Raw genomic sequence first — 26,639 nt, 5'->3', positions numbered from 1 at the left:
TTCTCTCTGCTCCGCTATTTCAGGAAATGTCGTTTTTGGGGGCGTCGGAAAACAGGGGAATGGGCATGGAGACGGCTCTCAGTCGTTCACCCAGCGCCTTCGCCTGGGCGTCGAGCAGCGGGCTGGCCGCGACACCCCGCCCCAGCAGGCCCCGCACCACGAAGTTGAGCGCGAGCAGGTTCGGCAGCGCGAACCGCTCGACCGGCAGGCCCGCGGTCTCCGGCAGCAGCTCCCTCAGCCTGTCGGCGGTGAGGAAATCGCTCAGCCACGCGTACTGCTCCGCCGTACGGACCCAGACGCCCAGGTTCGCGTCGCCGCCCTTGTCGCCGGAGCGGGCCCCGGCCACCGTCCCGAGCGGCCGGACCGGGCCGTCCGCGGGCGAGCCCGCCGCGCCGACCGAACCGGGAGCCACGGGCTCGTGCGCGCTCTCGGACGGGGCCACGTGGGGCACCTCGATCCGGGTGCCGCCCACGGTCACCACCGCGCGCACGGCCTCCGCGTCGACCGACGACGCGGTGAAGACGCCGTACGGCGAGGCGTCGCCCGGGGGAGTGAGGCCGTAGAAACCCGGATAGCCCGCCAGACCGGTCTCGACCACGGCAGAGGAGAACGCCCGCCCGGCCTTCGCCTTGTCGGCGTCCATCACGGTGATGCGCAGCAGGGCGGTGCCCGCGCCGCCGGCCGGCGGGAGCATCGGGGTCAGCTCGACGTGGACCTGGTCGAAGGACTCGCGGGGCACGCGGGCCCAGACGGCCTCCTGCGCGACGCGGGCCTTCTCCTCGATGCCGAGCCCGGTGAGCACAAGCGTCATCGTGTTGCGGTAGCCGCCGAGGTGGTTGACCGCGACCTTCAGCGTGGCCGGCGGAGCCTCCCCGCGCACCCCGGACACGAGCACGCGGTCGGGGCCCTCCTGCTCCAGCCGGATCGTGTCGAACCGGGCCGTCGCGTCCGGCCCGAGATATCGCGGCGAGCCGATCTCGTAGAGCAGCTGGGCGGTCACGGTGCCCACCGACACCAGGCCGCCCGTGCCGGGATGCTTGGTGATCACGCTGGACCCGTCGGCCCGCAACTCGGCGATGGGGAAGCCGCAGTGCGCCAGGTCGGGCACCTCGCCGAAGAACGCGTAGTTGCCGCCGGTGGCCTGGCAGCCGCACTCGATGATGTGGCCCGCGACCACCGACCCCGCCAGCGCGTCGAGGTCGCCGGGGCCCCAGCCGTACCACCACATGCCGGGCCCGGTCACCAGGGCGGCGTCGGTCACGCGCCCGGTGACGACGACGTCGGCGCCGTGCTCGAGCGCCACCGCGATGGGGCGCCCGCCGAGGTAGGCGTTGGCCGTGATCGGCGTGGCCGCGAGGATCTCGCCCGTGACCGCGTCGACGACCGGACCGTCCAGCGGCATGAGGTCGTCGCCGGTCACATGGGCGACGGACGCGCTCAGTCCGAGACGGGCGGCGAGCTCGGAGACGGCCTCGGCGCAGGCACGCGGATCGAGGCCGCCCGCGTTCGAGACGATCTTGATGCCCCGGTCGAGGCAGGTGCCGAGGACCTGCTCCATCTGGGTGAGGAAGGTGCGGGCGTAGCCCGGACGTCCCTTCAGCCGGTTGCCCGCGAGGATCATCATGGTCAGCTCGGCCAGCCAGTCGCCGGTGAGCACGTCGATCGGGCCGCCCTCGACCATCTCCCGCGCGGCCGACAGGCGGTCGCCGTAGAAGCCGCTGCAGTTGGCGATGCGCACCCGCCGGGTCGTCATGCCCGGCCGTCCGGCACCCAGGAGGCGGGCCGCTTCTCCATGAAGGCGCGGATGCCCTCCTGGCCCTCCTCGGAGGTGAACCGCTGCGCCGACAGCTCGGCCATCCGGCGGAACCCCTCGTCGACCGGCATCGCCGGGACCTCCCGGACGAGCCGCTTGGTGATGGCGAGCGCCTCGGGCGCGCCGCGCAGCAGCATGTCCGTGTAGTGCGCCACCGTGGCGTCGAGATCCTCCTCAGGCACGGCACGCGTCAGCAGGCCGATCTCGGCCGCGCGCGCGGCGGTGAAGACCTCGCCGGTCATGAAGTACTCGGCGGCGGCACGCGGATCGAGCCTGCGCAGGGTGGTCACCGAGATCATCGCCGGGACCACGCCCAGTCGCACCTCGCTGAACGCGAACGACGCCGTCTCCGGGGCGATGGCGAAGTCGCATGCGGCCACGAGGCCGAGCCCGCCCGCGCGTGCCGTGCCGTTCAGGCGGCAGACGACCGGCTTCGGGCTCTCCCAGATCAGGCTCATGATCTCCGGGAACGACGCCGTGACCGGCGCGCCGCCGCGCTGCTCCTTCAGGTCGGCGCCGGAGCAGAACACGGGCCCTTCCCCGGTCAGGACGGCGACGCGTACGTCCCGCTCGCCGATCGCCCAGGTCAGCGCGTCGTCCAGTTCCGCCAGAAGCCGGGACGAGAGCGCGTTGCGGTTGTGCGGCGAGTCGAGCGTGATCGTGGCCACGCCGCCCGCCTCCTCACGGCGTACGAATGGCTCCATCACTGCTCCCCGGCCGGTTCCGTCATCGGCGTCGCCGCGGGCGCGGCCCCTGGCGGCGCGGCGTTCTGAGGTCCGGCGTTCTGGGGCCCCGGTACCGCGGGCGCCTGGTCCGCCGGGTCCACCGGGTCGGCCGGGGTGCCCGGGTCCACCGGGTCGGCCGGGTCCACCGGGTCGGCCGGGTCCGCGGGTTCCACGGCCTCCTCGATCACGGCGAGTACGGCTCCCGCCTCGACCTGACGGCCGGGCGCGACGTTCAGGGCGGACACCGTTCCAGAGGCTGAGGACATGATCCGATGCTCCATCTTCATGGCCTCGAGCACGATCACCGGCTGCCCGGCCGTCACCGTGTCGCCCAGCGCGACCTCCACCCGCAGCACCGTGCCCGGCATGGGGGCCAGCAGCGAGCCGGGCACCACCCGCTCGACCGGCTCCGGCAGCCGCTCCACCGGCTCGAGCCGTACAGGACCGAGGTGGGAGTCGACGTGCACGAGGCCCGGGTAGGCGGCGATGTCGAACGCGTGCCGGAGCCCGCCCGCCTCGAGAACCACCCGGCCGGGTGCCGCGGACACCAGCGTGACTCCGTCGAAGCCCTCCGCCGCGAGGCCGTCGCGGGTGAACCGGTAGGCGACCTCGACCGTGTCGCCCCGCTCGGTGCGGAAGGCCGCGCGCTGGGACTGGGAGACGACGTTGCGCCAGCCGCTGGGCATGCCGCCCAGCACCCGCGCGGAGCCGCGGTTGCCCGCGGCCTGGGCGAGTGCCGCGGCGAGTCCAGACAGCCGCACGGCCTCCGCGCCCGCGAGCGGAGCGTCCACCGCGTGCCGGTCGAGGAAGCCGGTGTCGAGGGCTCCTGACAGGAAGTCGGGATGCCGGAGCACCGAGACGAGCAGGTCGCGGTTCGTCGTGAGGCCGTGGATCTTCGTCCGGGCGAGCGCGGAGGCGAGCCTGCGCGCGGCCTCCGCGCGGGTCTCGCCGAAGGAGATGATCTTGGCGAGCATGGGGTCGTAATGGACGCCGACCTCGTCTCCGGTCACCACCCCGGAGTCGAGCCGGAGCCGTCCGCCCAGCCGGAACTCGGCGTCGACGTCCGGGACCTCGAACCGGCGCAGCACGCCGCTCTGCGGCAGCCAGCCCCGCGCCGGGTCCTCCGCGTAGAGGCGGACCTCGATCGCGTGACCCACCGGGCTCGGCGGCAGCCCCGCCAGCTGGGCGCCCTCCGCGATCTCCAGCTGGAGCCGGACGAGGTCCACTCCATAGACGCACTCGGTCACCGGGTGCTCCACCTGGAGCCGGGTGTTCATCTCCAGGAAGAAGAAGCCGTTCTCCCCGAGCAGGAACTCCACCGTTCCCGCGCCCACGTAGCCGATCGCCTTCGCGGCCCGGACGGCCGCGTCGCACAACTCCCGGCGCAGTTCGGGGGAGACGGCGGGGGAGGGCGCCTCCTCCACGACCTTCTGGTGGCGGCGCTGGATCGAGCACTCCCGCTCGCCCAGCGCCCAGACGGTGCCGTGGGAGTCTGCGAGGATCTGCACCTCGATGTGCCGGGCGCCCTCGACGAGCGGCTCGGCGAACACCGTGCCGTCCCCGAACGCCGACAGCGCCTCCCGCTGGGCCGACTCGACGGCGGCGGCCAACTCCGCCTGGTCGCGGACGACGCGCATGCCCCGCCCGCCGCCTCCCGCCGAGGCCTTCACGAGCACGGGGAGGTCGAGCGCGGGCAGCGCGTCCGGCGTGACGGCGATGCCGCTGAGCACCGGCACCCCGGCCTCGATCATCATCGCCTTGGCCTCGATCTTGGACCCCATCGCGGCGATGGCCTCGGGGGAGGGCCCGACCCACGTCAGCCCCGCGTCGAGCACTGCCCGGGCGAACGGCGCGTTCTCCGACAGGAAGCCGTAGCCGGGATGGACGGCGTCGGCCCCCGACAGCCGGGCGGCCTCGACGATCCGCTCGGGATCCAGGTACGCCCGGGGGTCGCCCAGCCGTACGGCATGGTCGGCCTCGGCCACGTGCGCCGCGGACGCGTCGGCGTCGGAGTAGACGGCGACCGTCTCCACGCCCAGCTCACGACAGGTCCTGAAGACCCGGCGAGCGATCTCTCCCCGGTTGGCCACCAGCAGTCGCCGGATCATCCCCACCACCCCTTCACATCCGGAAGACGCCGTAGCCGGCGGGTTCGGCGGCCGGCGCGTTGCCGACCGCGGACAGGCAGATCCCGAGCACGGTCCTGGTGTCGCGGGGGTCGATCACGCCGTCGTCGTAGAGCCTGCCGGACAGGAAGAACGGCAGCGACTCGGCTTCGATCTGCGCCTCCACCATCTGCCGCATCGCCGCGTCGGCCTCCTCGTCGTAGACCTGGCCGCGCGCCTCGGCGGCGGCCCGCCCCACGATCGACAGGACGCCGGCCAGCTGCGCCGGCCCCATGACGGCCGACTTGGCGCTCGGCCACGAGAACAGGAACCGGGGATCGTAGGCCCGCCCGCACATCCCGTAGTTGCCCGCGCCGTAGGAGGCTCCCATGACGATCGTGATGTGCGGCACGGTCGAGTTGGACACCGCGTTGATCATCATCGCGCCCTGCTTGATGATGCCGCCCTGCTCGTAGTCCTTGCCGACCATGTAGCCCGTCGTGTTCTGCAGGAACACCAGCGGGGTGCGCGACTGGTTCGCGAGCTGGATGAACTGCGCCGCCTTCTGCGCCTCCTCGCCGAACAGGACGCCGCGCGCGTTGGCGAGGATCCCGACCGGGTGCCCGTGCACCGACGCCCATCCGGTCACCAGGCTCGCGCCGTAGAGCGGCTTGAACTCGTCGAAGTCGCTGCCGTCCACCACCCGGGCGATGACCTCGCGCGGATCGAACGGGATCTTCAGGTCCTCCGGGACGATCCCCAGCAGTTCGTCCTCGTCGAAGAGGGGTGCGGCCGCGGCGCCGGGAGGCCGGCCTGCCTTCTGCCGGCCGAGCCGCCGCACGATCTGGCGGCCCAGGCGAAGGGCGTCGCGCTCGTCGGCCGCGAGGTAGTCGGCCAGGCCGGAGGTGCGCGCGTGCATCTCGGCCCCGCCGAGCGACTCGTCGTCGGACTCCTCGCCGGTCGCCATCTTCACCAGGGGCGGCCCGCCCAGGAAGACCTTGGCCTGCTCCCTGACCATGACGACGTAGTCGCTCATGCCGGGGACGTACGCCCCGCCGGCCGTGGAGTTGCCGAAGACCAGCGCGATGGTGGGGATCCCGGCCGCCGACAGCCTGGTCAGATCACGAAATATCCGGCCGCCGGGGATGAAGATCTCCTTCTGCGTCGGAAGGTCGGCTCCTCCCGACTCCACCAGGTTGACGAACGGCATGCGGTTCTGCAGGGCGATGTCGGCGGCCCGCAGGGTCTTGCGAAGGGTCCACGGGTTGGAGGAGCCGCCCCGGACGGTCGGGTCGTTGGCGGTGATCACACACTCGACGCCCTCGATGACGCCGATGCCGGTCACCACGCTCGCGCCCACGGGGAAGTCGGATCCCCACGCCGCGAGGGGGGACAGCTCCAGGAACGGGGAGTCGGGGTCGACGAGCAACTCGATCCGCTCGCGCGCGAGCAGCTTCCCCCGGTCCCTGTGCCGCTCGACGTACTTCGGCCCGCCGCCGGCCACGGCCTTGGCGTGCTCGGCGTCCAGGTCGGTCAGCTTGGCCAGCATGGCCGCGCGGCGGGAGCCGTACTCGGGGCCGGAGGCGTCCAGCCGGCTGTCGACGACGGTCATCGGGGCACCTGCCCCTCTCCGAGTCGGATCGCTCTGGCCCACAACGTCGTCAACATGTCCACCGCCGTCTCCTCGTCGCACGATTCCCCGAGATCCAGCCACACGTGGGCGAAGTGTTCGACCATCCCGCCCAGCATGACGGCCGTCAGCCGCGGGTCGAGCGAGGGGTCGGCCAGCCCCTCCTCCTGGAGGCGCCGCAGCCCCTCGGCGCCGCGCCGCACGAACACCTCTCGAAGCTCCAGCAACAGGCCGCGGAAGCTCTCGTCGGCCATCGCGGCCTGTTCCAGCATGCGCATCAGGCGCGAGTTGTCCGCCCAGGCCCGCAGGTACAGCCGGTTGGCCGCCGCGACCCTGGCGTGCGGATCGCCGGAGGCGGCCGTCCCGACGGCGCTCGCCGCGAACATCTCGCCGACGACCGCCTCGGCCACCTCGCGGAACAGGGCTTCCTTGGAATCGAAGTAGGTGTAGAAGGTGCCGTGCGAGACGCCCGCCCGCGTGCACACGTCGTCCACCCGCACGGCCTCGTACGGATGCTCCTCGAACGCCTCCCGGCCCGCCCGGACCAGGGCGGTCCTGGTGCGGCGGCCGCGTCCGGTGATCGGCGGCCCGGACTTGACGATCACGTCAGGTACCCTACCCGCGAATGGACCGATTCAGAGGGCCTTTCCCGGATTGAGGATGTTGTGGGGGTCGAACACCTGCTTGATCCCCAGTTGCAGCTCGGCGGCGACGGGCCCGATCTCCAGCCCGAGCCACCGGCGCTTGAGCACGCCCACGCCGTGCTCGCCCGTCAGGGTGCCGCCCAGATCGAGAGCCGTGCGGAAGATTTCGTCGGCCGCGGCCCAGACCTCGGCCGGCGGGTCCGCCAGGCCGCGGTCGAAGATGAACACGGGGTGCAGGTTGCCGTCCCCCGCGTGCGCCACCGTCGCGATGGCGACGCCGTGCCTGCTCGCGGCCTCCTCGACCGCGGAGATCATCTCGGGCAGGCGTGAACGGGGCACGCACACGTCCTCGACGAGGCACTGGCCGAGGCGCTCCTTGGCCTCGTAGGCGAGCCGCCGCAGACCGATCAGCTCCGCCGCCTCCTCGGGCGTCGACGCCTCCGCGACGAAGGAGGCCGCCCCGCACAGCGCGGCCATCTCCTCCGTCGAGCCCTCGGACTGCGCGATGAGCATGGCCCTCGTCTCCGGCTCCAGGCCGATGTTCTTCCAGGAGTCGATGGCCTCCAGTGTGGTCCTGTCCATCAGCTCCAGCATCGAGGGCCGGCAGCCGGCCGCGATGATCGCCGAGACGGCGGAGGCGGCGTCCCGCAACGAGGTGAACTCGGCGGCGACGGTGGCGACCTGCCGCGGCAGGCGCCGCAGCCGGACGGTGGCCGCGGTGATCACGCCCAGCGTGCCCTCCGAGCCGACGAACAACCCCGTCAGGTCGTATCCGGTGACCCCCTTCACCGTCCGCCGCCCGGTGTCGAGCACCCTTCCGTCCGCGAGCACGACCTCAAGCCCCAGTGTCGAGTCGCGGGTCACGCCGTACTTCACGCAGCGCAGACCGCCCGCGTTCGTCGCCAGGTTGCCGCCGATCGTGGAGATCTCGTACGAGGACGGGTCGGGCGCGTACATGAGCCCGTGCTCGCGGGCGGCCCGGTCGAGGTCGGCGGTGATCACACCGGGCTCGACGACCGCGATCTCGTCCGCCGGGGACAGTTCGCGGATCGCCGTCATCCTGGCCAGCGACAGGATGATGCACCCGTCGACGGCGGTCGCCCCACCGGCGAGGCCGCTGCCGGCGCCGCGCGGCACCACGGGCACGCGATGCTCGCTCGCCCAGCGCATCGTCGCGACCACGTCGTCCCTGGACTGCGCGAGCACGACGCCGAGCGCCCGTCCCGGCGTCACGAACGTGCGGTCCCGCGCGTACGAGTCGGTGACGTCCGGGTCGGTCAGCACCCGGCCTTCGGGAAGTGCGGCGACGAGCCCGCTCAGCGGGTCGGTCACAGGGTCGGCGTTGTGGTCTTTCACAACTGGACTGTACGGCCGGTCACAAAAAGGCGGTAACGCGCGTTTCGAAGAAAGATCACGGTTTGACAACCTTCGGTGAAGGGTCTTTACCCTCCTTTACCTTCTCTTTATGGTCCGTCCAGCGCGCCTATCCCGGTGCGACCTGAACGGCGTCCGGAGAACCCCGGGCGGGGAAGGGATCTTGTTGTCTAAGAGATTTCGGCGGTTAGCCGCCATCGTTCCTGCATTGGGGCTCGCAGCGGCCGGTCTGGCCACCACCGGCGCCGCCGAGTCCACCGCCTCGTACCAGCCGTCGGCCAAGGACCACTACATCAACTACGCGTCCCCCCGCGTCCAGGGTGATGTCACCACGGTCGACGAGAGGGTGCCGTCCAAGGCCGCCAGGCGCGGCCCGACGGCTGCGGAGATCGACCGCAAGTTCGCCATGGGCAACCCGGTGGCCGCGCGCGTGCTGGCCAAGCACGAGAAGCAGGCCCTGCGGACCGGGAAGAACCCCTTCGACTTCATTTACAAGAAGGCGAAGACCACCAAGAAGGCCGAACTCCTCACGCTGCTCGTCGAGTTCAACGACCAGGCGAACGACGACTTCTCCGGCTGGTCGCACCCGAAGACGATTGACGACGTCAACGATTGTGTGACCGAGCCCCCGGGCACCAAGCTGAACGGGCCGTTGCACAACAAGATCCAGAACCCCGCCCTCGCCGCCGGCGGCGGCAAGGACAACAACTCGATGTGGGTCTCCGACTTCAACACGGCCCACTACAACGACATGCTCTACACGTCCAAGGGGATCACCAAGCGGGTCCGCCCCGACCTGACCGACCCCAGGGACGGCAAGAAGGGCATCGACATCTCCGGCTCCACGATGAAGAACATGTACGAGGAGCTGTCGAAGGGCGCCTACACCGTCACCGGCCAGGCGGTCGGCTGGATCAAGGTCCCGCACTCCGAGGCCTGGTACGGCGCGGGCAAGTGCGGCACCATTCCGCAGGACATGTCCGGCCACCCCGACAACCCGCGCGGAGCCGCCCAGCTTCCCATCGACGCGGTGAACGCGCTGGCCGCGTCGAACCCGTCGTTCAACTGGGCCGACTATGACAAGGAAGACGTCTCCGACGCCGACGGCGACGGCAACCTCGACGAGCCCGACGGCGTGATCGACCATCTCGTGCTCATCCACGCCGGCGAGGACAAGTCCGGCGGCGGCGGCGCCGAGGGCACGTTCTCCCTCTGGGCGCACTCCAGCGACGTGACCGGCGGCTACACCGTGCCGGGTACGAACGTGAAGATCTCCAACTACATCCTCCAGCCGGAGGACGCGGGCGTCGGCGTGTTCGCCCACGAGTACGGCCACGACCTGGGCCTGCCCGACCTCTACGACACCTCGGGCACGGGCGACTCCGACATCGACTTCTGGGACCTCATGTCCAGCGGCTCGCACTCCGGGCCGATCTTCCAGTCGCTGCCGACCCACATGGGCATCTGGGACAAGTGGGTGCTCGGCTGGGCCAACCCGAAGATCGTCAACCCGGGTGACCGGACGAGCCTCCAGGTGATCGGCCAGACCTCCCGGACGCCGAAGGGCACGGAGGACGGTCTGCGGATCAACCTCCCGGACAAGCACGTCGTCATGTCGACCCCGCACAGCGGATCCAACCTGTGGTGGTCCAACAGCGACCAGAGCTGGGCGGACACCCGCCTGACCCGCACGGTCAGCGTCCCGGCCGGCACCGACGTGAAGTTCCGCTGGTGGAGCGACTACAGCATCGAGCAGGACTGGGACTACGGCTTCTTCGAGGTCTCCGCCGACGGCGGCACGACCTGGACCGAGCAGAAGATCTACCACGCGGACGGCACCCTCGCGTCGACCGACGACGGCTACGACGACCCGAACCACCGCATGGTCGACTACGGCAACAAGAAGTACGGCCTCACCGGTGAGAGCGCCGGCTGGCAGAACCTCTACGCCGACCTCGCCCCCTACGCCGGCAAGAACGTGCAGGTCCGCCTGCGCTACGCCACGGACGCGGCGGCCGAGGAGCGCGGCTCGTTCAACGACGACTTCTCGCTCACCAACGGCGCGGCGACCGTGTGGAGCGACGACGTCGAAGGCGGCGCAAACGGCTGGACCGCCACCACGGGCACCTTCACCGACACGTCGGGCGCCGGGTTCGTGATCCACTCCGGCCAGCTCGAGTCCGCCCAGTACTACCTGGCGGAGTGGCGCAACCTCGACGGCTTCGACAAGGGCCTGCAGTACGCCTACGACACCACCTACCAGCGCGACGGCGCCTGGAAGGTCGAGAAGATCAAGTACAACGCGCCCGGTCTGCTGGTCTGGTACCGCGACGCGTCCCGTACCGACAACAACGTGGCCGACTCCTCCTTCGACCTGCCGTCGGTGGGCCCGAAGGGCGAGCTGCTCCTGGTGGACTCGCACTTCGATCCGCTCCGCCGTACGGGTGCGGCGGCCACGATCGACACGTCCGCGCTGAAGAACCTGCCCTCGCGGCCCCAGTCCTCCAACGCGGCGTTCAACTTCGAAGGCACCTACCCGTTCAAGGAGTGCATCGAGGGCGCGCCGTTCACGCAGTACTGCACCTCGTACGGCAAGCAGCCCGCGGTGAAGACCTTCACCGACGCCAAGGGCTGGTACCCCGGCATCGAGGTGCGTGACGGCAGCCTGTTCTACCGGATGCGCGACGCCTCGACCGTCGTGCCGTCCAAGGACAACCAGCCGTACACCACCCGGGTCGTCAACCCCGACGGTTCCCCGGCGACGGACTACTACGGCGCGGACATCGGCAGCATCCTCGGCACCGGCAACCCCGGCGACGAGGGCAAGCAGCTCGGCGTCCAGGTCAAGCTGGTCAGCCCCCTGCCCGGCAACCTCGGTGTGATCGTCCAGGTCACGCCGCCGAAGACCACGCCGGTGAAGAAGTAGCCAAGTAGCGTCACGGGTGCCCAGCGGCCTCAGGCCGCCGGGCACTCCCGGCTCCCGGCACCGGCGCGGAACCCTCCGGATGTGCCTACGATGTGATCATGCGGAGTAAGGCGGACCACACCGCGGCCATCCACGAGCACCGGCGGGCCGCCCTGGTGGTGAACACCAGATCCAGACGAGGCCGGCGTCACTACGCCGAGGTCTTACACCTCGTCCAAGCCGCGAACTTCCAGCTCACCGGCGTGCATCCGATCACGGACCCCTCCCGCCTCCGCGAAATCGTCGAGCGCGCGCTGTCCGCGAAGCCCGACCTGCTGATCGCCGGCGGCGGCGACGGCACGCTGAGCAGCACGATCAAGCACGTGGCCGGCAAGGACGTCGCCCTCGGCGCCCTCCCGCTCGGCACCACCAACAACTTCGCCCGCAGCCTCGGCCTGCCGCTCGACCTTCAGGGGGCGGTCCGCGTCCTCACCGAGGGCAAGGTCGCCGACATCGACCTCGGCCTGTGCGGCGACCGGCCGTTCGCCAACCTCGCCAGCTTCGGAGTCTCCGTCGAGGTCGCCGGGACCGTACGGCCGTGGTTCAAGCGGCTCGTGGGCCGGGCCGCCTATCCGCTCACCGCGATGAGGGTCCTCCCCGGCCACCAGCCGTTCCGCGCGTACATCACCGCGGACGGGCGGCGGCACGAGCTGCTCACCCACCAGCTCAACATCGCCAACGGCCGTTTCCACGGCGGGTGGCAGATCGCCAGGGACGCCGGGATCGACAACCGCATGCTCGTCGCCTACCAGCTCGGGTCCGGCAAGCGGCTGCGGCTGATCGGCGAGACCCTCGTGCGGGCCACCACCGGCCGGTGGCGCAGCCTCGCCGGCGGCCCGTTCGTCACCGGCAGCGAGATCCTGGTGGAGACCGATCCGCCGATGGCCGCCGACATCGACGGCGAGGTGCGGCTGCGCACCCCCCTGGTCATCAAGACGATCCCGAACGGCGTCAGGGTGATGGTTCCCCAGGACTTCGTGGATCGATGAGCCGCCGGTAGGCCGGGCGCAGCAGATCGGTGATGGGGATGTGCCTGGCCTTGACCGCGGGCGGGTCGAGCGAGCGGAGCAGGATGTCCGCGGGAGCCGAAGCCCGCGAAGGCTGGTGCCGCAACCGGGCCAGCGACGTTCCCGCCTCGTAGAAGGTGGTCAGCCGTTCGGTGAACGGCACGTCGTCGGTGACCTCACGGAGGTCGTCGAGCAACGACTGCTTCGGCATGCCGCGCCACGCCAGCACCAGGAACGGGTCGTCGTCGAACCGCTCGGCGAGCAGATAGAGCACCGCCGACAGATGCTTGCAGGGAAAGCCCCAGTCGGGGCAGGAGCACTCCATCTCCAGTCCCCGCTCGTCGGGGAACAGCGGCAGGCCGCAGTCGGCGAACACGTCCTCGATCTCCGGCGGCATCTCCCCGGCGAGCAGCTTGGCCCGGTACAGCGCGCGTGCGGCGAGGGCCTCGGTCAGGATCTCCCAGTCGCCGTCCCCATAGGCTTCGATCCGGACGTCCACGCGGTACGGATCGGGCCGTGAACCCTGGACGCGGGCCGCGACGTGGCCCCGCGCGATGTCGAGCTCGAGCACCCTGCCGGAGCGGGCGTAGTTGCGCCCCCGGCTGAGCCGGCCCTTGTCGCAGATGGTCTCCAGGATGTCGATGAAGCGCCGGGACCACCACCGCTCGCCCATGGTCCCGCGCCTGGAGCGCGCCCGCAGCCCCTCGGGCTGCTCCTGCGGCTCGCGCAGGTCGCGCAGGTCGCGCTGGTCGCGCTGGTCGCGCTGGTCGCGCTGGTTGCGCAGGTCGCGCGGGTCGTGCGGGTCGGGTGGGAGCCCCATCAGCTCACCGCCTCAGGCGACAGGCGGAACAGCTCCCGCAGTTCCTCGGTCGACAGGTTCGCGATCCAGTCCTCGCCGGCGCCGACGACGCTCTCCGCGAGGGCCTTCTTGCGCTCGATCATCTCGTCGATCCGCTCCTCCAGCGTCCCCACGCAGATGAACTTCCTGACCTGGACGTTCTTGGTCTGCCCGATGCGGAACGCCCGGTCGGTGGCCTGGTTCTCGACGGCGGGGTTCCACCAGCGGTCGACGTGGACCACATGGTTGGCCGCGGTCAGGTTCAGCCCGGTGCCGGCCGCCTTCAGCGACAGCAGGAACACCATCGGCTCGTCGTCCTCCTGGAACCGCTCGACGAGCGCGTCACGCCCGGCCTTTGGCAGGCCGCCGTGCAGCCAGAGCACCGGCCGGTCCAGGTGCGCCGCCAGATACGGCTGGAGCAGCGTGCCGAACTCGGCGTACTGGGTGAAGACCAGGGCCTTGTCGCCCTCGGCGACGATCTCCTCGGCCAGTTCCTCCAGTCGGGCGAGCTTCCCCGAACGGCCGGCCAGGCGGGAGCCGTCCTTGAGGAGGTGCGCCGGGTGGTTGCAGACCTGCTTGAGCTTGGTCATCGCGGCCAGGACGTTGCCGCGGCGCTCGATGCCCTCAGAGCTCGTGATCTTGCCCATCATGTCCTCGACGACCGCCTGATAGAGGGTCGCCTGCTCAGGCGTGAGCGTGCACCAGATCTTCATCTCCAGCTTGTCCGGCAGGTCAGAGATGATCGTCTTGTCGGTCTTGAGGCGGCGCAGAACGAACGGGCCGGTGGCGCGCCGGAGAGCGGCCGTCGCGGCCTCGTCGCCATGACGTTCGATCGGCTCCTGGAAACGGGTCCTGAACGCCTTGGCGGTCCCGAGAAGCCCCGGGTTGCAGAACTCCATGATCGACCAGAGCTCGGCCAGATGGTTCTCGACCGGCGTTCCGGTCAGCGCCAGCCGCGTCCTGGCCGGTAGGGAGCGGACGGCCTGGGCCTGCCTGGCGGCGCTGTTCTTGATCGCCTGGGCCTCGTCGCACACGATCCGGCCCCAGGTGAACCCGGCGAGCGTCCCCCGGTCGCGCAGCGCCGTGCCGTACGTCGTGAGGACGAGGTCGGCCCGGGAGACACGCTCGGCGAGCTCCTCCTCGCGCAGGCGGGACCCGCCGTGGTGGAGGTAGACGTCGAGGGAGGGGGCGAACCTCGAGGCCTCCTTCTGCCAGTTGCTCAGCAGGGACATTGGGCAGACCAGCAGCGTCGGGTCCGGCCGTGCGCCGTCCGCCCGCTCCTCCAGCAGGAGGGACAGTGTCTGGGCGGTCTTGCCGAGCCCCATGTCGTCGGCGAGGACGGCGCCCAGCCCGATGCCGGACATGAACGCCAGCCAGGAGAGGCCGCGTTCCTGGTAGGGGCGCAGGCTGCCGTGGAATGCCACGGGCGTGGCCACCGGCGTCAGACGGCGGTCCGCCTCGCCGGACAGCAGGTCGCCGAGCAGGCCGTCGGCGTCCACGACCATGGGCAGGTCCTCCTCGCCGCCGTGGACGACCTCCTGGATCACCTCTGCGACCGTCATCTCGCCGGAACGGCGGCGTTCGACCGCTCTGAGCGCGGCGCCGAGCTGGCGGTCGTCCAGCTCGACCCAGCGCCCTCTCACGCGGACCAGCGGGACCTTGAGCCGGACGAGCTCGGCCAGCTGGTCCTCGGTGATCGTCTCGTCGCCGATGGCAAGGTCGACCCGGAAGTTCACGAGCTGCCCGAGGCCGAAGCCCTGATCCGAGGCCGCTCCTGGGCCGGATCTCTGTGATCTGGTGGTCAGCTTGAGGCCCAGCCGCGACTTCCCGGCCCAGGCGGGCAGCTGGACTCCGAATCCCGCCGCCTGCAGGAGAGGGGCCGCGTGCCGGAGGAAATAGAAGGCGCCCGCCATGTCGAGCCGGATTCCGGACGGGCGGGTGCCCCGGAGAGCCTCGTCGATCTTGGGATAGAGGCGAGCGGCCCTGCCGAGCCCGGCCAGCAGCGTCTCCTCGGGGCGTCCATGGAGGCCTGGTACGGTCTCGCCCGCCCACAGGAACTCGGCGGGAAGGTAGAGGCTCGGGTCGTCCGCGCCCTGGAGGGCGAACTCGACCTGCCAGGCTTCGCCGTCCTCGGTGGTGGGCGGTTCCGGTCCAGTCGCTTCCTGTTCGGTGCTCTCCTGTTCGGTGGTCTCGGGTTCGGTCGCTTCCGGTTCGGGTGGTTCCGCGAGCCGGAAGCACACGCGGAAGGGGCCGTCCGCACGCTGTGCCTGACTCATCCAGGCGTTGAGCGGCCGGGCCAGTTGCTCGGCCGCATGCGCGGTCACACCGGGAAGGAAGGCGTCGTCCCCGGTGAGGGCGATGATCCAGCGGTCGGCCAGAGGGCTGCGCGTGCCCGGGCGGTGGCCCCCGAGGAGGCGTTCGGGGAGCGCCTGCCGTACGGCGGCGTCCGCGAGCCCGGCGACGAGCTCGCCGAGCACGTGGACGGAGGGCCGCTCCTCGCCCGCCGCGCGGCAGACCGGTGGCATCGCGGCCGTGAGTTCCCGGAAACGCGTCCCGTCGGCACCGGTGAGCACCGGCCGCCAGCGTGCCGCGTAGCCGTCCCCTTCTGCGACGAGTTGCGGCAGGATCCGGCCCCGGCGGACCATGTCGCGAACATTCGCCGCGACGACGGCGAGGTAACGCAGCGAGGTGCCGGGAACCGGCGCGCCGTCGAGTGACTCGCCCGGTTCGTACGCGGCCGCGGGGAGGCGGGCGATGTCGTCGACCACGTCGAGCAGGTCGAGCGCGGCGGCGGGTTCGACCAGTAGCCCTGGTACGCGCCACGAGCTGATCCTGGGCCGGCGGGCGCCGACGTTCAGGCCTGACTCGGGAGAGGGGAGCGGGCTCCGAGCAGCGCTCGGCAGCAGCATGGTCAGCTCGGAGACGGTCGCCTTGCCGGAGATCGCCGCTGCGAGGTCACCCCAGAGCGGCAACTCGGTGAGGAGCCCGTCCGTGGAGGCCGCGAAGGGATGCGCACGCGCGGACGAAGACCCGCCTGATGAGGTCCTGGTCGACGAGGTTCTGGTTGATGAGGGTCTGCCTGAGGAGGGTCTGTCTGAGGAGGCTCCGTTTGATGAGAGCCCCTTTGCCGCGGCTCCGTTTGTCTCGGCTTCGCTTGGCGTGTCCTCAGCCCACAGCGCCAGTCGGCCGTCGATCCATGTTCCGTGGACCACCAGCACCGCCGCCGCCTCCCTTCGCCCTTCGAAACCGTAGCAGCGGCAGATGCCTGCCATGCCGGGCCGGGCTCAGCCTGTGGATATCGCCTTGGCCGAGCTCGCGCCTTCGCGACCCGGGCATCGTGGGCTCGAGCGGAGGCACGAAAAGGACTCCTGAGCGTGACAGGCCAGACCCGGCGACGAGCCTGCAGCTATATAGCCCTCACTGGGTGCAGAGCGGCGATCCGACCGCTGGCGCAGGCCTCACGGAGATTCGCGTACGGGCGCTGACCGTTCCGACAATACGTGCCGTTTTGCTCGGAAATTTGGAAGTTATTGACGATTGCCTCCTTCTCGACCAGTTTCGATTACTTAAAGCTTCGAGTTGCTCACGCTCTGCGTTTGTGAAAGGATTCATACACGTGTTCGAATTGCTTGGAGGTGCGCGGCGTTGTTCGAGATTGTTGAGCCGGTGGGGCGGGCGCCGGACGCGGGTGGTGAGTGGCTCTCTGGAGTGGGTGGTTCGTCGGGGTGGTGGTCGGATGGTTCGGCTGCTCGTGATTTCGGCTCCGCGGATGAGGCAGGTTTCGGCGCCTGCGCTGGTGACGCGTCATCCGAGGCGGGGGCCGCGTCTGGGGGTGACCACGGCCGTGGCGGGGTCAGCGGTCGGGCCTCATGGGTGGTGGTGGCTGAGGTTCGGCGGGTCGCACTGGAGATGGCTGGGGTGGGGATGCCGGGGTCGGCGGCGGGGTGTCTGGCCGAGGTTGAGGAGTTGGTGTTCGCGCGGGATCGGTTGATGTCGGCGATCGCGGCGCGGGTGGGGCGGGTGCACGGCGCGGGGGAGGCGCGGGCGCACGGTCATGCGAGTACGCGGACCTGGTTGCGCAGCGGGTGTGGAATGAGTTCGGGTTCGGCGTCGTCGCTGGTGGGTTTGGCGGTGGAGTTGGCTCGGTTGCCGGTGGTGCGGACTCGTTTTGCTGAGGGGTCGTTGAGTGAGGGGCAGGTTGCCGCGATTTGCGTGGCGACGAGCGGGCTCAGCGATGAACAGGCGAGGGTGGCTGAGCCGATTTTGGTGGGGTTGGCGGATCGGGCGAGTCCGGGTGAGGTGTCCCGGGCGGGCCGGTATCTGCGGGAGGTGCTGGACCCTGGGTGGTCGGATAAGGAGTCCGAGGCTGACCATGGGCGCCGCTTTCTCCGCGTGCGGCCGACGGGGTCGGGTGGCCTGGAGGGGGAGTTCCGATTGCCGCGGGAGGCGGGGGCGCGGTTGCGGGCGTTGCTGGACGCATTCGCGCGGCCGAAGGTGGAGGGGGATGATCGGCCGCTTCGGGTGCGGAACGCGGATGCGTTCATCGCGTTGCTGGGGCAGCAGATAAGTACCGAGTTGCTGGTGCTGGTCAACGCGGAGTCCCTGCCCGATGACCACCCTGCCAAGAACTCCCCGCCCGGCCCGCAGGCCGCAGACAAGGGCGAGCAGGCCGGTGCTGATGACGGTGCCGAGCCCACAGCTGATGGCAGCGCTGAGCCCACTGCCGAGACTGACCCGGGACCCGGCCGATCAACCGCCGCCCCAGAGCAAGAACGAGAACCGGGGGCAGTACCGAGGGACGAGCCTGAGCCGGAGTTGGGGGATGGTGCGGCCTGGTGGGCGGGCCTGGGTGAACGGGTGGATCGCCTGGTGCCCGGGCTGTTGCTGGCGACCGGGCAGCTGCTGCCGGTGCGGGAGATCCACCGGCTGGCGCGGACCTCGTCGCTGGTGCGGTTGGTGATGGACGCCGACGGTCAGGTCCTGGACATGGGCCGGGCGGTGCGGCTGGCGACCAAGGCCCAGCGCAAAGCCGCCTTCGCCCGCTACGCCACCTGCTGGGTGCAGGGCTGCCCGCTCCCGGCCACGATGTGCCAGATCGACCATGCCGACAACTGGTCCGACGGCGGCCGTACCGACCTGCGCCTGCTCGGCCCGGCCTGCCAGTTCCACAACCGCGACCGCTACCGCCGCCCCCATCTCTACCAACGGCGGCGAACCGGCAAAGACCGCTGGGCCTTCACCTACACCGGCACCCACACCAGCCGGAACACCGCCCGGAACACCGGCCAGAACACTGACCGGAACGCCGGAGGGCCCGTCAACCGACCCACGCGAACATGATCAGCAGACGCCGGCCGGTACCGACACCGGGAGGGGCGACCACGCCACCGGACGGGAATGACGCCTGCCCCGAAGGCCGGAGGTCGCAGCGCCGCCGCCACCGGCAATGCGGGGCCGGGTGATCGTCTCCACGGGTGACCCATCGCTCGGCGGCGTGACATGTCGCGGCGTGGCATGTCGCGGCGTGGCAGGCGTGACATGTAGACGTCAGTCAGTGAGAACCGCAAGCTTCGGAAAGTCTCCTGTGTGCCAGGTGGCACCGGAGGCCGTGACGGCGAAGGCCTCGAAGCCTTCCAGTTCTCCGACCCAGTCGCGGGCGGCGTCTCCCATGGCGAAGGCTGCCGTGGCGTACGTGTCGGTCATGGTCAGGCTTTCTCCAATGAGCGTGATGGAGGCGAGCGCCGTCGCGGGGCGGCCGGTGTGCGGGTCGATGATGTGTGCGCCGCGCTCAGCCGTGCCCGAGGTCGCGACCGCCAGATCGCGCCCCGTCACCACGGCGGCGAGTTCGCCCGGACGCAGGGGATGGGCGATGCCGACCCGCCAGGGGCCACCGGAAGCGGAAGATCCGGCGAGCTGCACGTCGCCCCCACCGTTCACGCAGTGGTTCGCCGCTCCCGCACGCGTCAGGATGCGTGAGGCCCGTTCGATCGCCCAGCCCTTCACGACGGCCGACGGGTCGAGACGGCCGCCGGGACGGGGCGTGAAGTATCCGCGGGACACCCGCGACGCCTCGTCACACAGGCGAAGGACCTCCACGACCTCCGGCGGGCAGTCGGCCAGGGTGATCTCCCCTCTGTCCAGTCGGCTGACCACGCTCTCTGGCCGATACGTCGAGAACGTCTCGTCGACCCGGTGCAGCCACTCCACGGCCTCGGCGACCGCACGTTCGAAGCCGTCGTCCCGTACGTCGAAGGAGAAGACGGTGCCCATCACATGCTCGGCATGGCGCGTCACAGGCCGGCCCGGTCGAGTGCGCTCTGCAGGGACCGGACGTAGCCGTCGCTCGTGTAGGTGGCGCCGGAGACCGTGTCGATCCGCGCGGACTGGGCGGCCAGGGCCTCCTGATCGAGGATCGGCAGCGCCTCGCTGTTGATACTGAAGTCCCTGCGGCTCTCCTGCGGGGCCTGAAGGACCTGCACTCCCGTGATCTTCCCGTCGGAGAGCACGAGTTGCACCTGAACAGGACCGAATCGTGTGTCGGCGACGACACCGCTGATGACCTTCTCGCCGGCTGTCTCGCCCAGGCCGGCGCCGTCGCCCGGCCAGCTTCCCGGGTTAGCCGTTACCTTCGGTACGGCCTTTCCCGTGCTCTTCTTGCCGGATGTCGCGGGAGTATCGGCCTGACCGTTCGCGTCGCCGGCGGGGGGGTCTGACATCACGCCGGGGCGTTCCGGGGCCGCCGTGACGTTGTGGGGCTTGAAGGACAGCAACAGGACGAGGCCGGTGGCGGTGACGATCACGGCGAATATCGCGCTTCGCATGGGCGCCCTTCAGAACTCGAACGATTCGTGGTGGATACGACGGCGGGGCACGCCCGCGGCCCGGAGCGCGGGGATCACGCGGCCGGTCATGCCGGTCGGCCCGCAGACGTAGACATCGTGGTCGGGCAGGTGGGGGACCAGCGCCGTAAGGGTGTGAGGAGTGAACGGGTCGCCGACCACGCTGCGGGGCCCGACGCAGTAGAGGAGCCCCGTGCCCCGTCTGGCGGAGATCTGCTCAAGTTCGGTACGGAACACCAGGTCCTCGGACGTCCGGGCACGATAGAGCAGCGTCAGGTCGCCGGGCGCCGCCGGTATCGACTCGAACAGAGCCCTCAGCGGCGTGATGCCCACTCCTCCGGCGATCAGAAGCACCTTGCGCCTCGTACGGCGTCTCGCGGTGAACGAGCCGTACGGCCCTTCCGCGAGGACTCTGGTCCCCGGGCGTATCCCGGCCAGGCCCCTGCTGTGGTCACCCAGGTCCTTCACGGTGATCCGCAACCCGTTCCGGCGGGGAGCGGCCGACAACGAGTAGGGATTGGCCGACCACCACAGTCCACGGGTGAGGAACCGCCAGCGGAAGAACTGGCCAGGCTCGATCTTCAGCCTGTCGAGGCGGCGCCCGGCGATGTGGATCGAGATGACCCCTGGAGCCTCCTCGATGACCCGCGTCACCGTGAACCGGTGCAGAAGGGCCTGGCGTATCGGGGTGAGGAATCGATTCCACACCAGCACCAGAGCGACCCCGAGGTAGAGGGCGTACCACGCGGCCTGAGCCGTGCGGTTCCCGATGAACTCGTTGCCGTCGGCCAGAACGTGCCCGAACGCCAGCCATGCGGCCAGGTACGTGTAGAAGTGCAGGTGGAACCAGGTTTCATAGCGCAGTCTCGGTCTGATCGCGCGGGCGGAGACGATCCCGATCCCGACCAGGAGAAGCACGGCCACGGTGGCCTTGAGCACGTCAGGGTAGGTCAAATTCAGCGTGACGGTCTCGCTGACGATGCCGGTGCCGTCGGTGACCGCGTATCCCCAGATGATCAGGAGCGTGTGACTCACGGCCAGGCACACGACGTACCGTCCGCCCATCGCGTGCCAGCGGGCGAGCCGGTCGGAGCCGACGCCGTGCTCCAGCACCGGAATGCGTGCCATCAGCGCGAGCAACACCGTGATCGCGTATCCGGCGAGCAGACCGGTGATCCGGCCGGCGCCGGTCAGCCATTCGTCCAGGCCCACCACGGCCGGGGTGTCGGCCCACCACAGCGCCAGTACCGCCACGGCGCCCGCCCCGATGGCCGAAATCGCGGCGGCCGGGACCATGCGGGTGGGCATGCCGCCCGTCGCGTCGCCCGGCATTTCGCCGGGTGCGTCGATGGCCACGCGAGTGTCTCCCTTCTCGGTCGAGCCGTCGAGCCGTCGAGCCGTCGAGCCGTTCAGCCCTCGAACCGTTCAGCCCTCGAACCGTTCAGCCCTCGAGCCGTTCAGCCCTCGAGCCGTCTCCGTGCGAGAGTCCGATTCGCCGGAGTGTCTGTCGGATCACCACCGTGCCAGCCGAACCTCTGAGTCGCCCTTGAAAAGGGGCAAAACGGATTATTCATAGGATTCTCAGAGAGAACGCAGAGAGTCGGCAGGGTGACCAGGAAGGACCCTTGGAAGCTATGCAGCCCGTTTCCCTCCCGCTTCCGAAGGTGCTCCGTCCCGACGGCACCCCGGTCAGGGTCCTCGTCGTCGACGACGAGCCCGATCTGGTCGAGGTCCTCGGCGCGGTCCTGCGCTACGAGGGCTGGGATGTCCGTGCCGCCGCTGACGGCCTGAGCGCCCTGACCATGGCCCGCGACTTCCGTCCGGACGCGGTGCTGCTCGATGTGATGCTGCCCGACATCGGCGGCCTCGAGGTGCTCCGGCGCCTGAGGTCCGACGCGCCGCAGGTGTGCGTGCTGTTCCTCACTGCGAGGGACGCCGTGGAGGACCGGATCGCCGGAATAACCGCGGGCGGCGACGACTACGTGACGAAGCCGTTCAGCCTGGAAGAGGTGCTCGCCCGGCTGCGGGGGCTGCTGCGCCGTGCGGGCATGGCCCAGGCCGCGGTGGGCACCCCGCTGACGGTGGGGGATCTCGTGATGGACGAGGACGCGCGGGAGGTGACCCGCGGCGGCGAGTTCGTCGAGCTGACGCCGACCGAGTTCGAGTTGCTGCGCTTCCTGATGCGCAATCCGCGCCGGGTGCTCAGCAAGGCGCAGATCCTCGACCGGGTCTGGTCCTATGACTTCGGCGGTCAGGCCCATGTCGTCGAGCTGTACATCAGCTACCTGCGCAAGAAGATCGACGTGGGCAGGCCGCCTCTCATTCACACGGTCCGGGGTGTGGGATACGTCCTCAGGCCATCGGAAAAACCATGAAGGCCGTGAACACCGTGAACACCGTGAACACCGTGAACACCGTGAACACCGTGAACACCGTGAACACCGTGAACACAATGAACACATGAGGCCGCGCACGCTTCGGGGCCGCCTGGTGGCGGGAGTGCTCGTGCTGCTCGCTCTTGGCTGCGTGGTGGTCGGCGTGGCGACCTCCCTCGCGCTCAGGGGGTTCCTGCTGCAGCGGGTGGACCAGCAGCTGTCGATGACGGTCGGCAGGTTCGCCGCCAGCCTGGAGCACCACAATGAGAACGGCGAGGGCGGGGACAGCAGGGGGCAGTCGCGCGGCACGCTCGGAGTCCGCCTGGTTGGCGGGCACGTGACCGACGCCGCCGTGGTGGCATCCGGGACCGTTCGCATCACGCTTTCCGGGGCCGACGCGTCCGTCCTGGCCGGTGTGCCGCTTGACGGCAAGGCCCACAGCGTGGACCTGTCGGTGCTCGACGACTATCGCGTGATGGCCGTCGCCGGCGCCGACGGCGACGTGCTGATCAACGGGCTCCCGACGGAAGGCGCCAACGCCACGCTTCGCCGTCTTCAGCTCGTCGAGGCCGTCGTCTTCGCCGCCGTCATGGCGGGCACCGGGGTCGCGGGCACGATCTGGGTACGGCTCTCGCTCCGCCCCCTGCAGCGGGTCGCGGCCACGGCCCGGCAGGTGACAGAGTTGCCGCTGGCCAGCGGGGAGGTACAGCTTCCCGAGCGGGTGCCGTACGACGACGACAGGACCGAGGTCGGGCAGGTCGGCGGTGCTTTCAACCGCATGCTCTTCCACGTCGGCGACGCGCTGGCCAGGAGGCACGCGAGTGAGCAGCGGATGCGCACGTTCGCGGCCGACGCCGGCCACGAGTTGCGCACGCCGCTCGCGACCGTCCGTGCGCACGTCGAACTGGCCCGGAGGGACGCGGCCCAGGTCCCCCCTGCCGTACGGCATGCCCTGGAGCGGATCGACGCGGAGTCCGCGCGGATGGGGTCGCTCGTCGACGATCTGCTGCTGCTGGCCAGGCTCGACGAGGGCAGACCGCTGGCGCGGGACGAGGTGGACCTGAGCCGCCTGGTGATCGACGCGACGGGAGACGTACGCGTGTACGGCCCGGGCCACCGGTGGCGGCTGGAGCTCCCAGAAGAGCCGCTGACGGTGACCGGTGACGCCGACCGGCTCCACCAGGTCGTCGCCAACCTGCTCGGCAACGCCCGGCTGCACACCCCGGAGGGCACCACTGTCACCGTCAAGCTCCGGGTTTTGGGCACGGGGGAAGCCGGGAGGATCGAACTGACCGTGGCCGACGATGGGCCGGGCATCCCGGAGGAGCCGCAGAAGGAGATCTTCGAACGCTTCGTCAGGGTGGACAAGGCCCGCTCACGGGCGTCCGGCGGCAGCGGCCTCGGCCTGGCCATCGTCCGGGCGGTGGTCACCGCCCACGGAGGAACCGTCGACCTGGAAAGCCGTCCCGGCCGTACGGTGTTCCGCGTGTTCCTTCCAGCCGGATGAGCCGGATGAGCCGGATGAGCCGGCTCGCCCGGCCGACGGGACCGCCAGGCCTCACACGATCTCGTCAGACAGTTGTGAGCCGATCCCGCGGGACCGGCCTTCTGCCACGTCGCGGCACGTGACCCGGCCGTTTCGTGACTGAAACTTTCATGTTCTCCGTGTGGGTTAGGGCTCCTTTGTGCGGGTAGGCCGCACCCCATCGCTGGAAGGGAGGCATGCCATGACCGACCAGATGATCAGACAGACCGAGAAGCCGTCGACCGGTGAACTGGTACGACGCCTCTCCGAGGACGTCTCCAGACTCGTCCGCGACGAGATGCGCCTGGCGAAGGCGGAGATGACGCAGAAGGGCAAGCGGGCGGGCCGGGGCGCCGGCCTGTTCGGCGGCGCGGGAGCCATGGGCTTCTACGCCGGGGCCGCTCTGGTGGCCGCCGCCATCCTCGCCCTGGCGCTGGTGCTGCCCGGATGGGCGAGCGCGCTCGTCATCGGCGTCCTGCTGCTGATCGTGGCGGCCGTGCTGGGCATGCTCGGCAAGGGTCAGGTCTCTCGGGCGACCCCGCCGACTCCCGGTCGGGCGATCCACGGGATCAAGTCCGACATCGACGCCGCGACACCACACAAATCGTATCGATGATCCACGGGGTCGTCCGAATACGATTCCAGTGTGACGGTGCATGAGGCCCGGATCGGGCGCTACTACGAGGATTTCGTGGTCGGAGACGTCTACCAGCATCCCCTCGGCCGGACGATCAGCGAGGCGGACAACACCTGGTTCACGTTGCTGACGATGAACACGAACCAGAACCACTTCAACGCCCATTTCGCGGCCGGTGCGCCGGTGGGGCGGATCATCGTCAACTCCGGCCTGTCGGTCATGGACGTCAGCCAGACCGCGATGATGAACCTCGGCTGGGACGAGATCAAGCTCACCCATCCCGTCTTCATCGGCGACACGCTCTACGCGGAGTCGATCGTGCTCGAGGCGCGGGAGTCCAGGTCGCGGCCGTACGCCGGAATCGTGACGTGCCGGACGCGCGGGCTCAACCAGGACGGCGACGAGGTCATGTCCTGGCGCCGGTCCGTCATGGTCTACCGGCGCGACGCCCCGCACGACAAGGGCTACTTCCCGCGTGCCAAGACCGGCCCGCTGGAGGCGTGATGGACTTCGAGCTGAACGAGGACCAGCGGCTCTTCCAGCGGACTCTGCGGGAGTTCGTGGAAAAGGACATCGTGCCCGTCGCCTCCGAATGGGAGCGGACGGGGCGCTACCCCACGGAGATCGTCGACCGTTTCCGCCAGATGGGGCTGTTCGGCCTCACGGTCCCCGAGCAGTACGGCGGGCTCGACCTCGACCGGGTGTCGTTCGCCCTCGTCTTCGAAGAGATCGCCCGCGGCTGGATGGGGGTGGCCGGCGTCCTCGGCTCGCATTCGCTCGCCACCTGGATGATCGCCCATCACGGCACCGAGGAGCAGCGAGCCCACTATCTTCCCGACCTGGCGAGCGGCGCCCGCCGCACGGGGATCGCCCTGACCGAGCCAGGCGCGGGGACCGACCTGCAGGGCATCCGCACCCGGGCGGTCAGGGACGGGGACGAGTACGTGATCAACGGCACGAAGACGTGGATCACCAACGCCCGGCACGCCGACCCGCTGCCCGTGCTGGTGAAGACCTCAGAGGAGACCCCCGCGCACCGCGGCATGTCGGTGCTGCTCGTCGACGGCTCGCGGGAGGGCCTCACGATCAGCAGGGACCTGCCGAAGCTCGGCTACAAGGGCACCGAGACGTGCGAGGTGGTCCTGACCGACGTGCGCGTCCCCGCGTCCTGTCTTCTCGGCGGCGTGGAGGGGCGGGGCATGCAGCAGGTGTTGTCGGCGCTCGAACTCGGCCGCATCAACATCGCCGCGCGGGCCGTGGGCGTGGCCCAGTGCGCCTTCGACGCGGCGCTGGCCTACTCGCGGCAGCGGCAGGCCTTCGGCCAGCCGATCGCGGACTTCCAGGCCGTGCAGCTCAAGCTGGCCGACATGGCCACCGAGATCCAGGCCGCCCGCCTGATGACCTATTGGGCCGCGGTGCGGTCGGAGTCGGGCGCCGTCGCCAGCGAGGCCGCCATGGCGAAGTACTTCGCCTCGGAAGTCGCGCTCAGGGCGACGATGGAGGCGATGCGGATCCACGGCGGCTACGGCTACTCCCAGGAGTTCGTGGTCGAGCGGCTCTACCGCGACGCCCCTCTGATGGCGATCGGGGAGGGCACCAACGACGTGCAGCGGCTGGTGATCGCCAGGGCGCTCGTCCAGGGCACCGCCACCCTCGGCTGGTGATGGACAATACCGAGATGCCGAATGCGGGGCCGTACGTGCCCGGATGCCTGTTCTGCGAGATCGCGGCCGGGGAGCGGCCGGCCCAGGTCGTCTTCTCCGACGAGGTCGTGGCCGCCTTCCTCGACGCCCGGCCGGTGTTCAAGGGCCACGTGCTGGTCGTCCCCCATGGGCACGTGGAGACCCTGACCGACCTGCCGGTCGAGATGGTCGGGCCCTTCTTCGAGCGGGTGCAGGCCGTCGCCCGGGCGGTCGAGGAGGGCATGGAGGCCGCCGGCACCTTCGTGGCCATGAACAACCGGGTCAGTCAGAGCGTCCCGCACCTGCACGCCCATGTCGTGCCGCGCAACCGCAAGGACGGCCTGCGCGGGTTCTTCTGGCCCCGCATGAAGTACGCCGACGACGCGGAGGCCGTTGAGACCGCCGACCGCATCCGGGCGGCGCTCGAAAAGTCCACGCTCAAAAAGTCTGCGCTCAAAAAATCTACATCGTAAAGGACCG

At 70.2% G+C, this 26,639-nt stretch carries 20 protein-coding genes; 9 read left to right on the top strand and 11 right to left on the bottom strand.

The genetic code is table 11. The features are described 5' to 3' along the window. Positions 1-19: 19 nt before the first annotated feature. From Pka01_RS23010 to Pka01_RS22985, 6 genes are read right to left on the bottom strand one after another with little or no spacing between them, the layout of a single operon-like run. Positions 20-1,753: an acyclic terpene utilization AtuA family protein gene (locus Pka01_RS23010; protein WP_203884913.1), complete on the bottom strand. Its 1,734-nt coding sequence runs from the start codon at positions 1,751-1,753 to the stop codon at positions 20-22. Continuing rightward, a complete protein-coding gene (locus tag Pka01_RS23005) occupies positions 1,750-2,517 on the bottom strand; it encodes an enoyl-CoA hydratase-related protein (protein WP_203884912.1) in 768 nt (255 codons plus the stop codon). Before Pka01_RS23005 ends, Pka01_RS23010 begins: the two co-directional genes overlap by 4 nt. Then, positions 2,517-4,646: an ATP-binding protein gene (locus Pka01_RS23000; protein WP_203884911.1), complete on the bottom strand. Its 2,130-nt coding sequence runs from the start codon at positions 4,644-4,646 to the stop codon at positions 2,517-2,519. Before Pka01_RS23000 ends, Pka01_RS23005 begins: the two co-directional genes overlap by 1 nt. 13 nt (positions 4,647-4,659) lie before the next feature. Continuing rightward, entirely contained in the window at positions 4,660-6,255 is a 1,596-nt protein-coding gene (locus Pka01_RS22995) for an acyl-CoA carboxylase subunit beta (protein WP_203884910.1), read from the bottom strand. Continuing rightward, positions 6,252-6,878 (bottom strand): TetR/AcrR family transcriptional regulator, encoded by a 627-nt coding sequence (locus Pka01_RS22990; RefSeq protein WP_203884909.1) that lies wholly within the window; start codon positions 6,876-6,878, stop codon positions 6,252-6,254. The genes Pka01_RS22995 and Pka01_RS22990 overlap by 4 nt, the downstream gene beginning before the upstream one ends. 30 nt (positions 6,879-6,908) lie before the next feature. Continuing rightward, a complete protein-coding gene (locus Pka01_RS22985; protein ID WP_239115218.1) occupies positions 6,909-8,273 on the bottom strand; it encodes an FAD-binding oxidoreductase in 1,365 nt (454 codons plus the stop codon). 226 nt (positions 8,274-8,499) lie between these two features. Here Pka01_RS22985 and Pka01_RS22980 point away from each other — a divergent pair, with 226 nt between their 5' ends. Together Pka01_RS22980 and Pka01_RS22975 are read left to right on the top strand one after the other, a co-directional pair. Next, entirely contained in the window at positions 8,500-11,217 is a 2,718-nt protein-coding gene (locus Pka01_RS22980) for an immune inhibitor A domain-containing protein (protein ID WP_239115217.1), read from the top strand. A 98-nt stretch (positions 11,218-11,315) separates the two neighbouring features. After that, positions 11,316-12,245, top strand: coding sequence for a diacylglycerol/lipid kinase family protein (locus Pka01_RS22975; RefSeq protein WP_203884907.1), 930 nt, complete (start codon positions 11,316-11,318; stop codon positions 12,243-12,245). Here the strand turns inward: Pka01_RS22975 and Pka01_RS22970 are convergent. Together Pka01_RS22970 and Pka01_RS40860 are read right to left on the bottom strand one after the other, a co-directional pair. After that, on the bottom strand, positions 12,208-13,083 hold the full coding sequence (locus Pka01_RS22970; protein ID WP_203884906.1) for an SWIM zinc finger family protein: 876 nt from the start codon (positions 13,081-13,083) through the stop codon (positions 12,208-12,210). The two genes, Pka01_RS22975 and Pka01_RS22970, sit on opposite strands and share 38 nt — an antisense overlap. After that, a complete protein-coding gene (locus Pka01_RS40860) occupies positions 13,083-16,373 on the bottom strand; it encodes a DEAD/DEAH box helicase (RefSeq protein WP_203884905.1) in 3,291 nt (1,096 codons plus the stop codon). The genes Pka01_RS22970 and Pka01_RS40860 overlap by 1 nt, the downstream gene beginning before the upstream one ends. Before the next feature lie 637 nt (positions 16,374-17,010). Between Pka01_RS40860 and Pka01_RS22960 the strand changes: the two genes are divergently transcribed. Further along, a complete protein-coding gene (locus tag Pka01_RS22960; RefSeq protein ID WP_308442269.1) occupies positions 17,011-18,441 on the top strand; it encodes an HNH endonuclease signature motif containing protein in 1,431 nt (476 codons plus the stop codon). Positions 18,442-18,648: 207 nt separating this feature from the next. On the opposite strand, the gene Pka01_RS22955 is transcribed toward Pka01_RS22960, so the two are convergent. From Pka01_RS22955 to Pka01_RS22945, 3 genes are read right to left on the bottom strand one after another with little or no spacing between them, the layout of a single operon-like run. Next, positions 18,649-19,371, bottom strand: coding sequence for an FAD:protein FMN transferase (locus Pka01_RS22955; RefSeq protein ID WP_203884903.1), 723 nt, complete (start codon positions 19,369-19,371; stop codon positions 18,649-18,651). Between the two features lie 20 nt (positions 19,372-19,391). Continuing rightward, the gene (locus Pka01_RS22950; protein WP_203884902.1) at positions 19,392-19,922 is read right to left on the bottom strand and encodes an FMN-binding protein; all 531 of its coding nucleotides are present in this window, start codon (positions 19,920-19,922) and stop codon (positions 19,392-19,394) included. Positions 19,923-19,931: 9 nt separating this feature from the next. Further along, positions 19,932-21,296 (bottom strand): ferredoxin reductase family protein, encoded by a 1,365-nt coding sequence (locus tag Pka01_RS22945; protein ID WP_203884901.1) that lies wholly within the window; start codon positions 21,294-21,296, stop codon positions 19,932-19,934. 278 nt (positions 21,297-21,574) lie between these two features. Here Pka01_RS22945 and Pka01_RS22940 point away from each other — a divergent pair, with 278 nt between their 5' ends. The 6 genes from Pka01_RS22940 to Pka01_RS22915 all read left to right on the top strand — a co-directional run bounded on the left by Pka01_RS22940 (position 21,575) and on the right by Pka01_RS22915 (position 26,632). Next, complete coding sequence (locus Pka01_RS22940; protein ID WP_203884900.1) at positions 21,575-22,315, top strand: response regulator transcription factor; 741 nt, start codon at positions 21,575-21,577, stop codon at positions 22,313-22,315. 85 nt (positions 22,316-22,400) lie between these two features. After that, positions 22,401-23,822, top strand: coding sequence for a sensor histidine kinase (locus Pka01_RS22935; RefSeq protein WP_203884899.1), 1,422 nt, complete (start codon positions 22,401-22,403; stop codon positions 23,820-23,822). Between the two features lie 220 nt (positions 23,823-24,042). Continuing rightward, positions 24,043-24,456 carry a phage holin family protein gene (locus Pka01_RS22930; RefSeq protein ID WP_239115215.1) on the top strand — a complete coding sequence of 138 codons (414 nt, stop codon included), beginning with the start codon at positions 24,043-24,045 and terminating at the stop codon, positions 24,454-24,456. Between the two features lie 30 nt (positions 24,457-24,486). Next, complete coding sequence (locus Pka01_RS22925; protein ID WP_203884898.1) at positions 24,487-24,981, top strand: MaoC family dehydratase; 495 nt, start codon at positions 24,487-24,489, stop codon at positions 24,979-24,981. Further along, complete coding sequence (locus tag Pka01_RS22920) at positions 24,981-26,141, top strand: acyl-CoA dehydrogenase family protein (RefSeq protein WP_203884897.1); 1,161 nt, start codon at positions 24,981-24,983, stop codon at positions 26,139-26,141. Before Pka01_RS22925 ends, Pka01_RS22920 begins: the two co-directional genes overlap by 1 nt. Continuing rightward, positions 26,141-26,632 carry an HIT family protein gene (locus Pka01_RS22915; RefSeq protein WP_239115227.1) on the top strand — a complete coding sequence of 164 codons (492 nt, stop codon included), beginning with the start codon at positions 26,141-26,143 and terminating at the stop codon, positions 26,630-26,632. Before Pka01_RS22920 ends, Pka01_RS22915 begins: the two co-directional genes overlap by 1 nt. Positions 26,633-26,639 lie beyond the last annotated feature (7 nt).

Source organism: Planotetraspora kaengkrachanensis (assembly GCF_016862895.1).
GTDB classification, from domain to species: domain Bacteria; phylum Actinomycetota; class Actinomycetes; order Streptosporangiales; family Streptosporangiaceae; genus Planotetraspora; species Planotetraspora kaengkrachanensis.
This window is presented reverse-complemented; position numbering and strand designations above follow the sequence as displayed.

Excerpts from the sequence above, each read along its gene's own strand:
- Pka01_RS22935 (WP_203884899.1), top strand. The coding sequence starts at position 22,401 with ATGAGGCCGCGCACGCTTCGGGGCCGCCTGGTGGCGGGAGTGCTCGTG.
- Pka01_RS22970 (WP_203884906.1), bottom strand. The coding sequence starts at position 13,083 with ATGGGGCTCCCACCCGACCCGCACGACCCGCGCGACCTGCGCAACCAG.
- Pka01_RS22975 (WP_203884907.1), top strand. The coding sequence starts at position 11,316 with ATGCGGAGTAAGGCGGACCACACCGCGGCCATCCACGAGCACCGGCGG.
- Pka01_RS23000 (WP_203884911.1), bottom strand. The coding sequence starts at position 4,646 with ATGATCCGGCGACTGCTGGTGGCCAACCGGGGAGAGATCGCTCGCCGG.
- Pka01_RS22955 (WP_203884903.1), bottom strand. The coding sequence starts at position 19,371 with ATGGGCACCGTCTTCTCCTTCGACGTACGGGACGACGGCTTCGAACGT.
- Pka01_RS22940 (WP_203884900.1), top strand. The coding sequence starts at position 21,575 with ATGCAGCCCGTTTCCCTCCCGCTTCCGAAGGTGCTCCGTCCCGACGGC.
- Pka01_RS22995 (WP_203884910.1), bottom strand. The coding sequence starts at position 6,255 with ATGACCGTCGTCGACAGCCGGCTGGACGCCTCCGGCCCCGAGTACGGC.
- Pka01_RS22930 (WP_239115215.1), top strand. The coding sequence starts at position 24,043 with ATGACCGACCAGATGATCAGACAGACCGAGAAGCCGTCGACCGGTGAA.
- Pka01_RS22950 (WP_203884902.1), bottom strand. The coding sequence starts at position 19,922 with ATGCGAAGCGCGATATTCGCCGTGATCGTCACCGCCACCGGCCTCGTC.
- Pka01_RS23010 (WP_203884913.1), bottom strand. The coding sequence starts at position 1,753 with ATGACGACCCGGCGGGTGCGCATCGCCAACTGCAGCGGCTTCTACGGC.
- Pka01_RS22915 (WP_239115227.1), top strand. The coding sequence starts at position 26,141 with ATGGACAATACCGAGATGCCGAATGCGGGGCCGTACGTGCCCGGATGC.
- Pka01_RS23005 (WP_203884912.1), bottom strand. The coding sequence starts at position 2,517 with ATGGAGCCATTCGTACGCCGTGAGGAGGCGGGCGGCGTGGCCACGATC.
- Pka01_RS40860 (WP_203884905.1), bottom strand. The coding sequence starts at position 16,373 with ATGGCAGGCATCTGCCGCTGCTACGGTTTCGAAGGGCGAAGGGAGGCG.
- Pka01_RS22960 (WP_308442269.1), top strand. The coding sequence starts at position 17,011 with ATGGCTGGGGTGGGGATGCCGGGGTCGGCGGCGGGGTGTCTGGCCGAG.
- Pka01_RS22920 (WP_203884897.1), top strand. The coding sequence starts at position 24,981 with ATGGACTTCGAGCTGAACGAGGACCAGCGGCTCTTCCAGCGGACTCTG.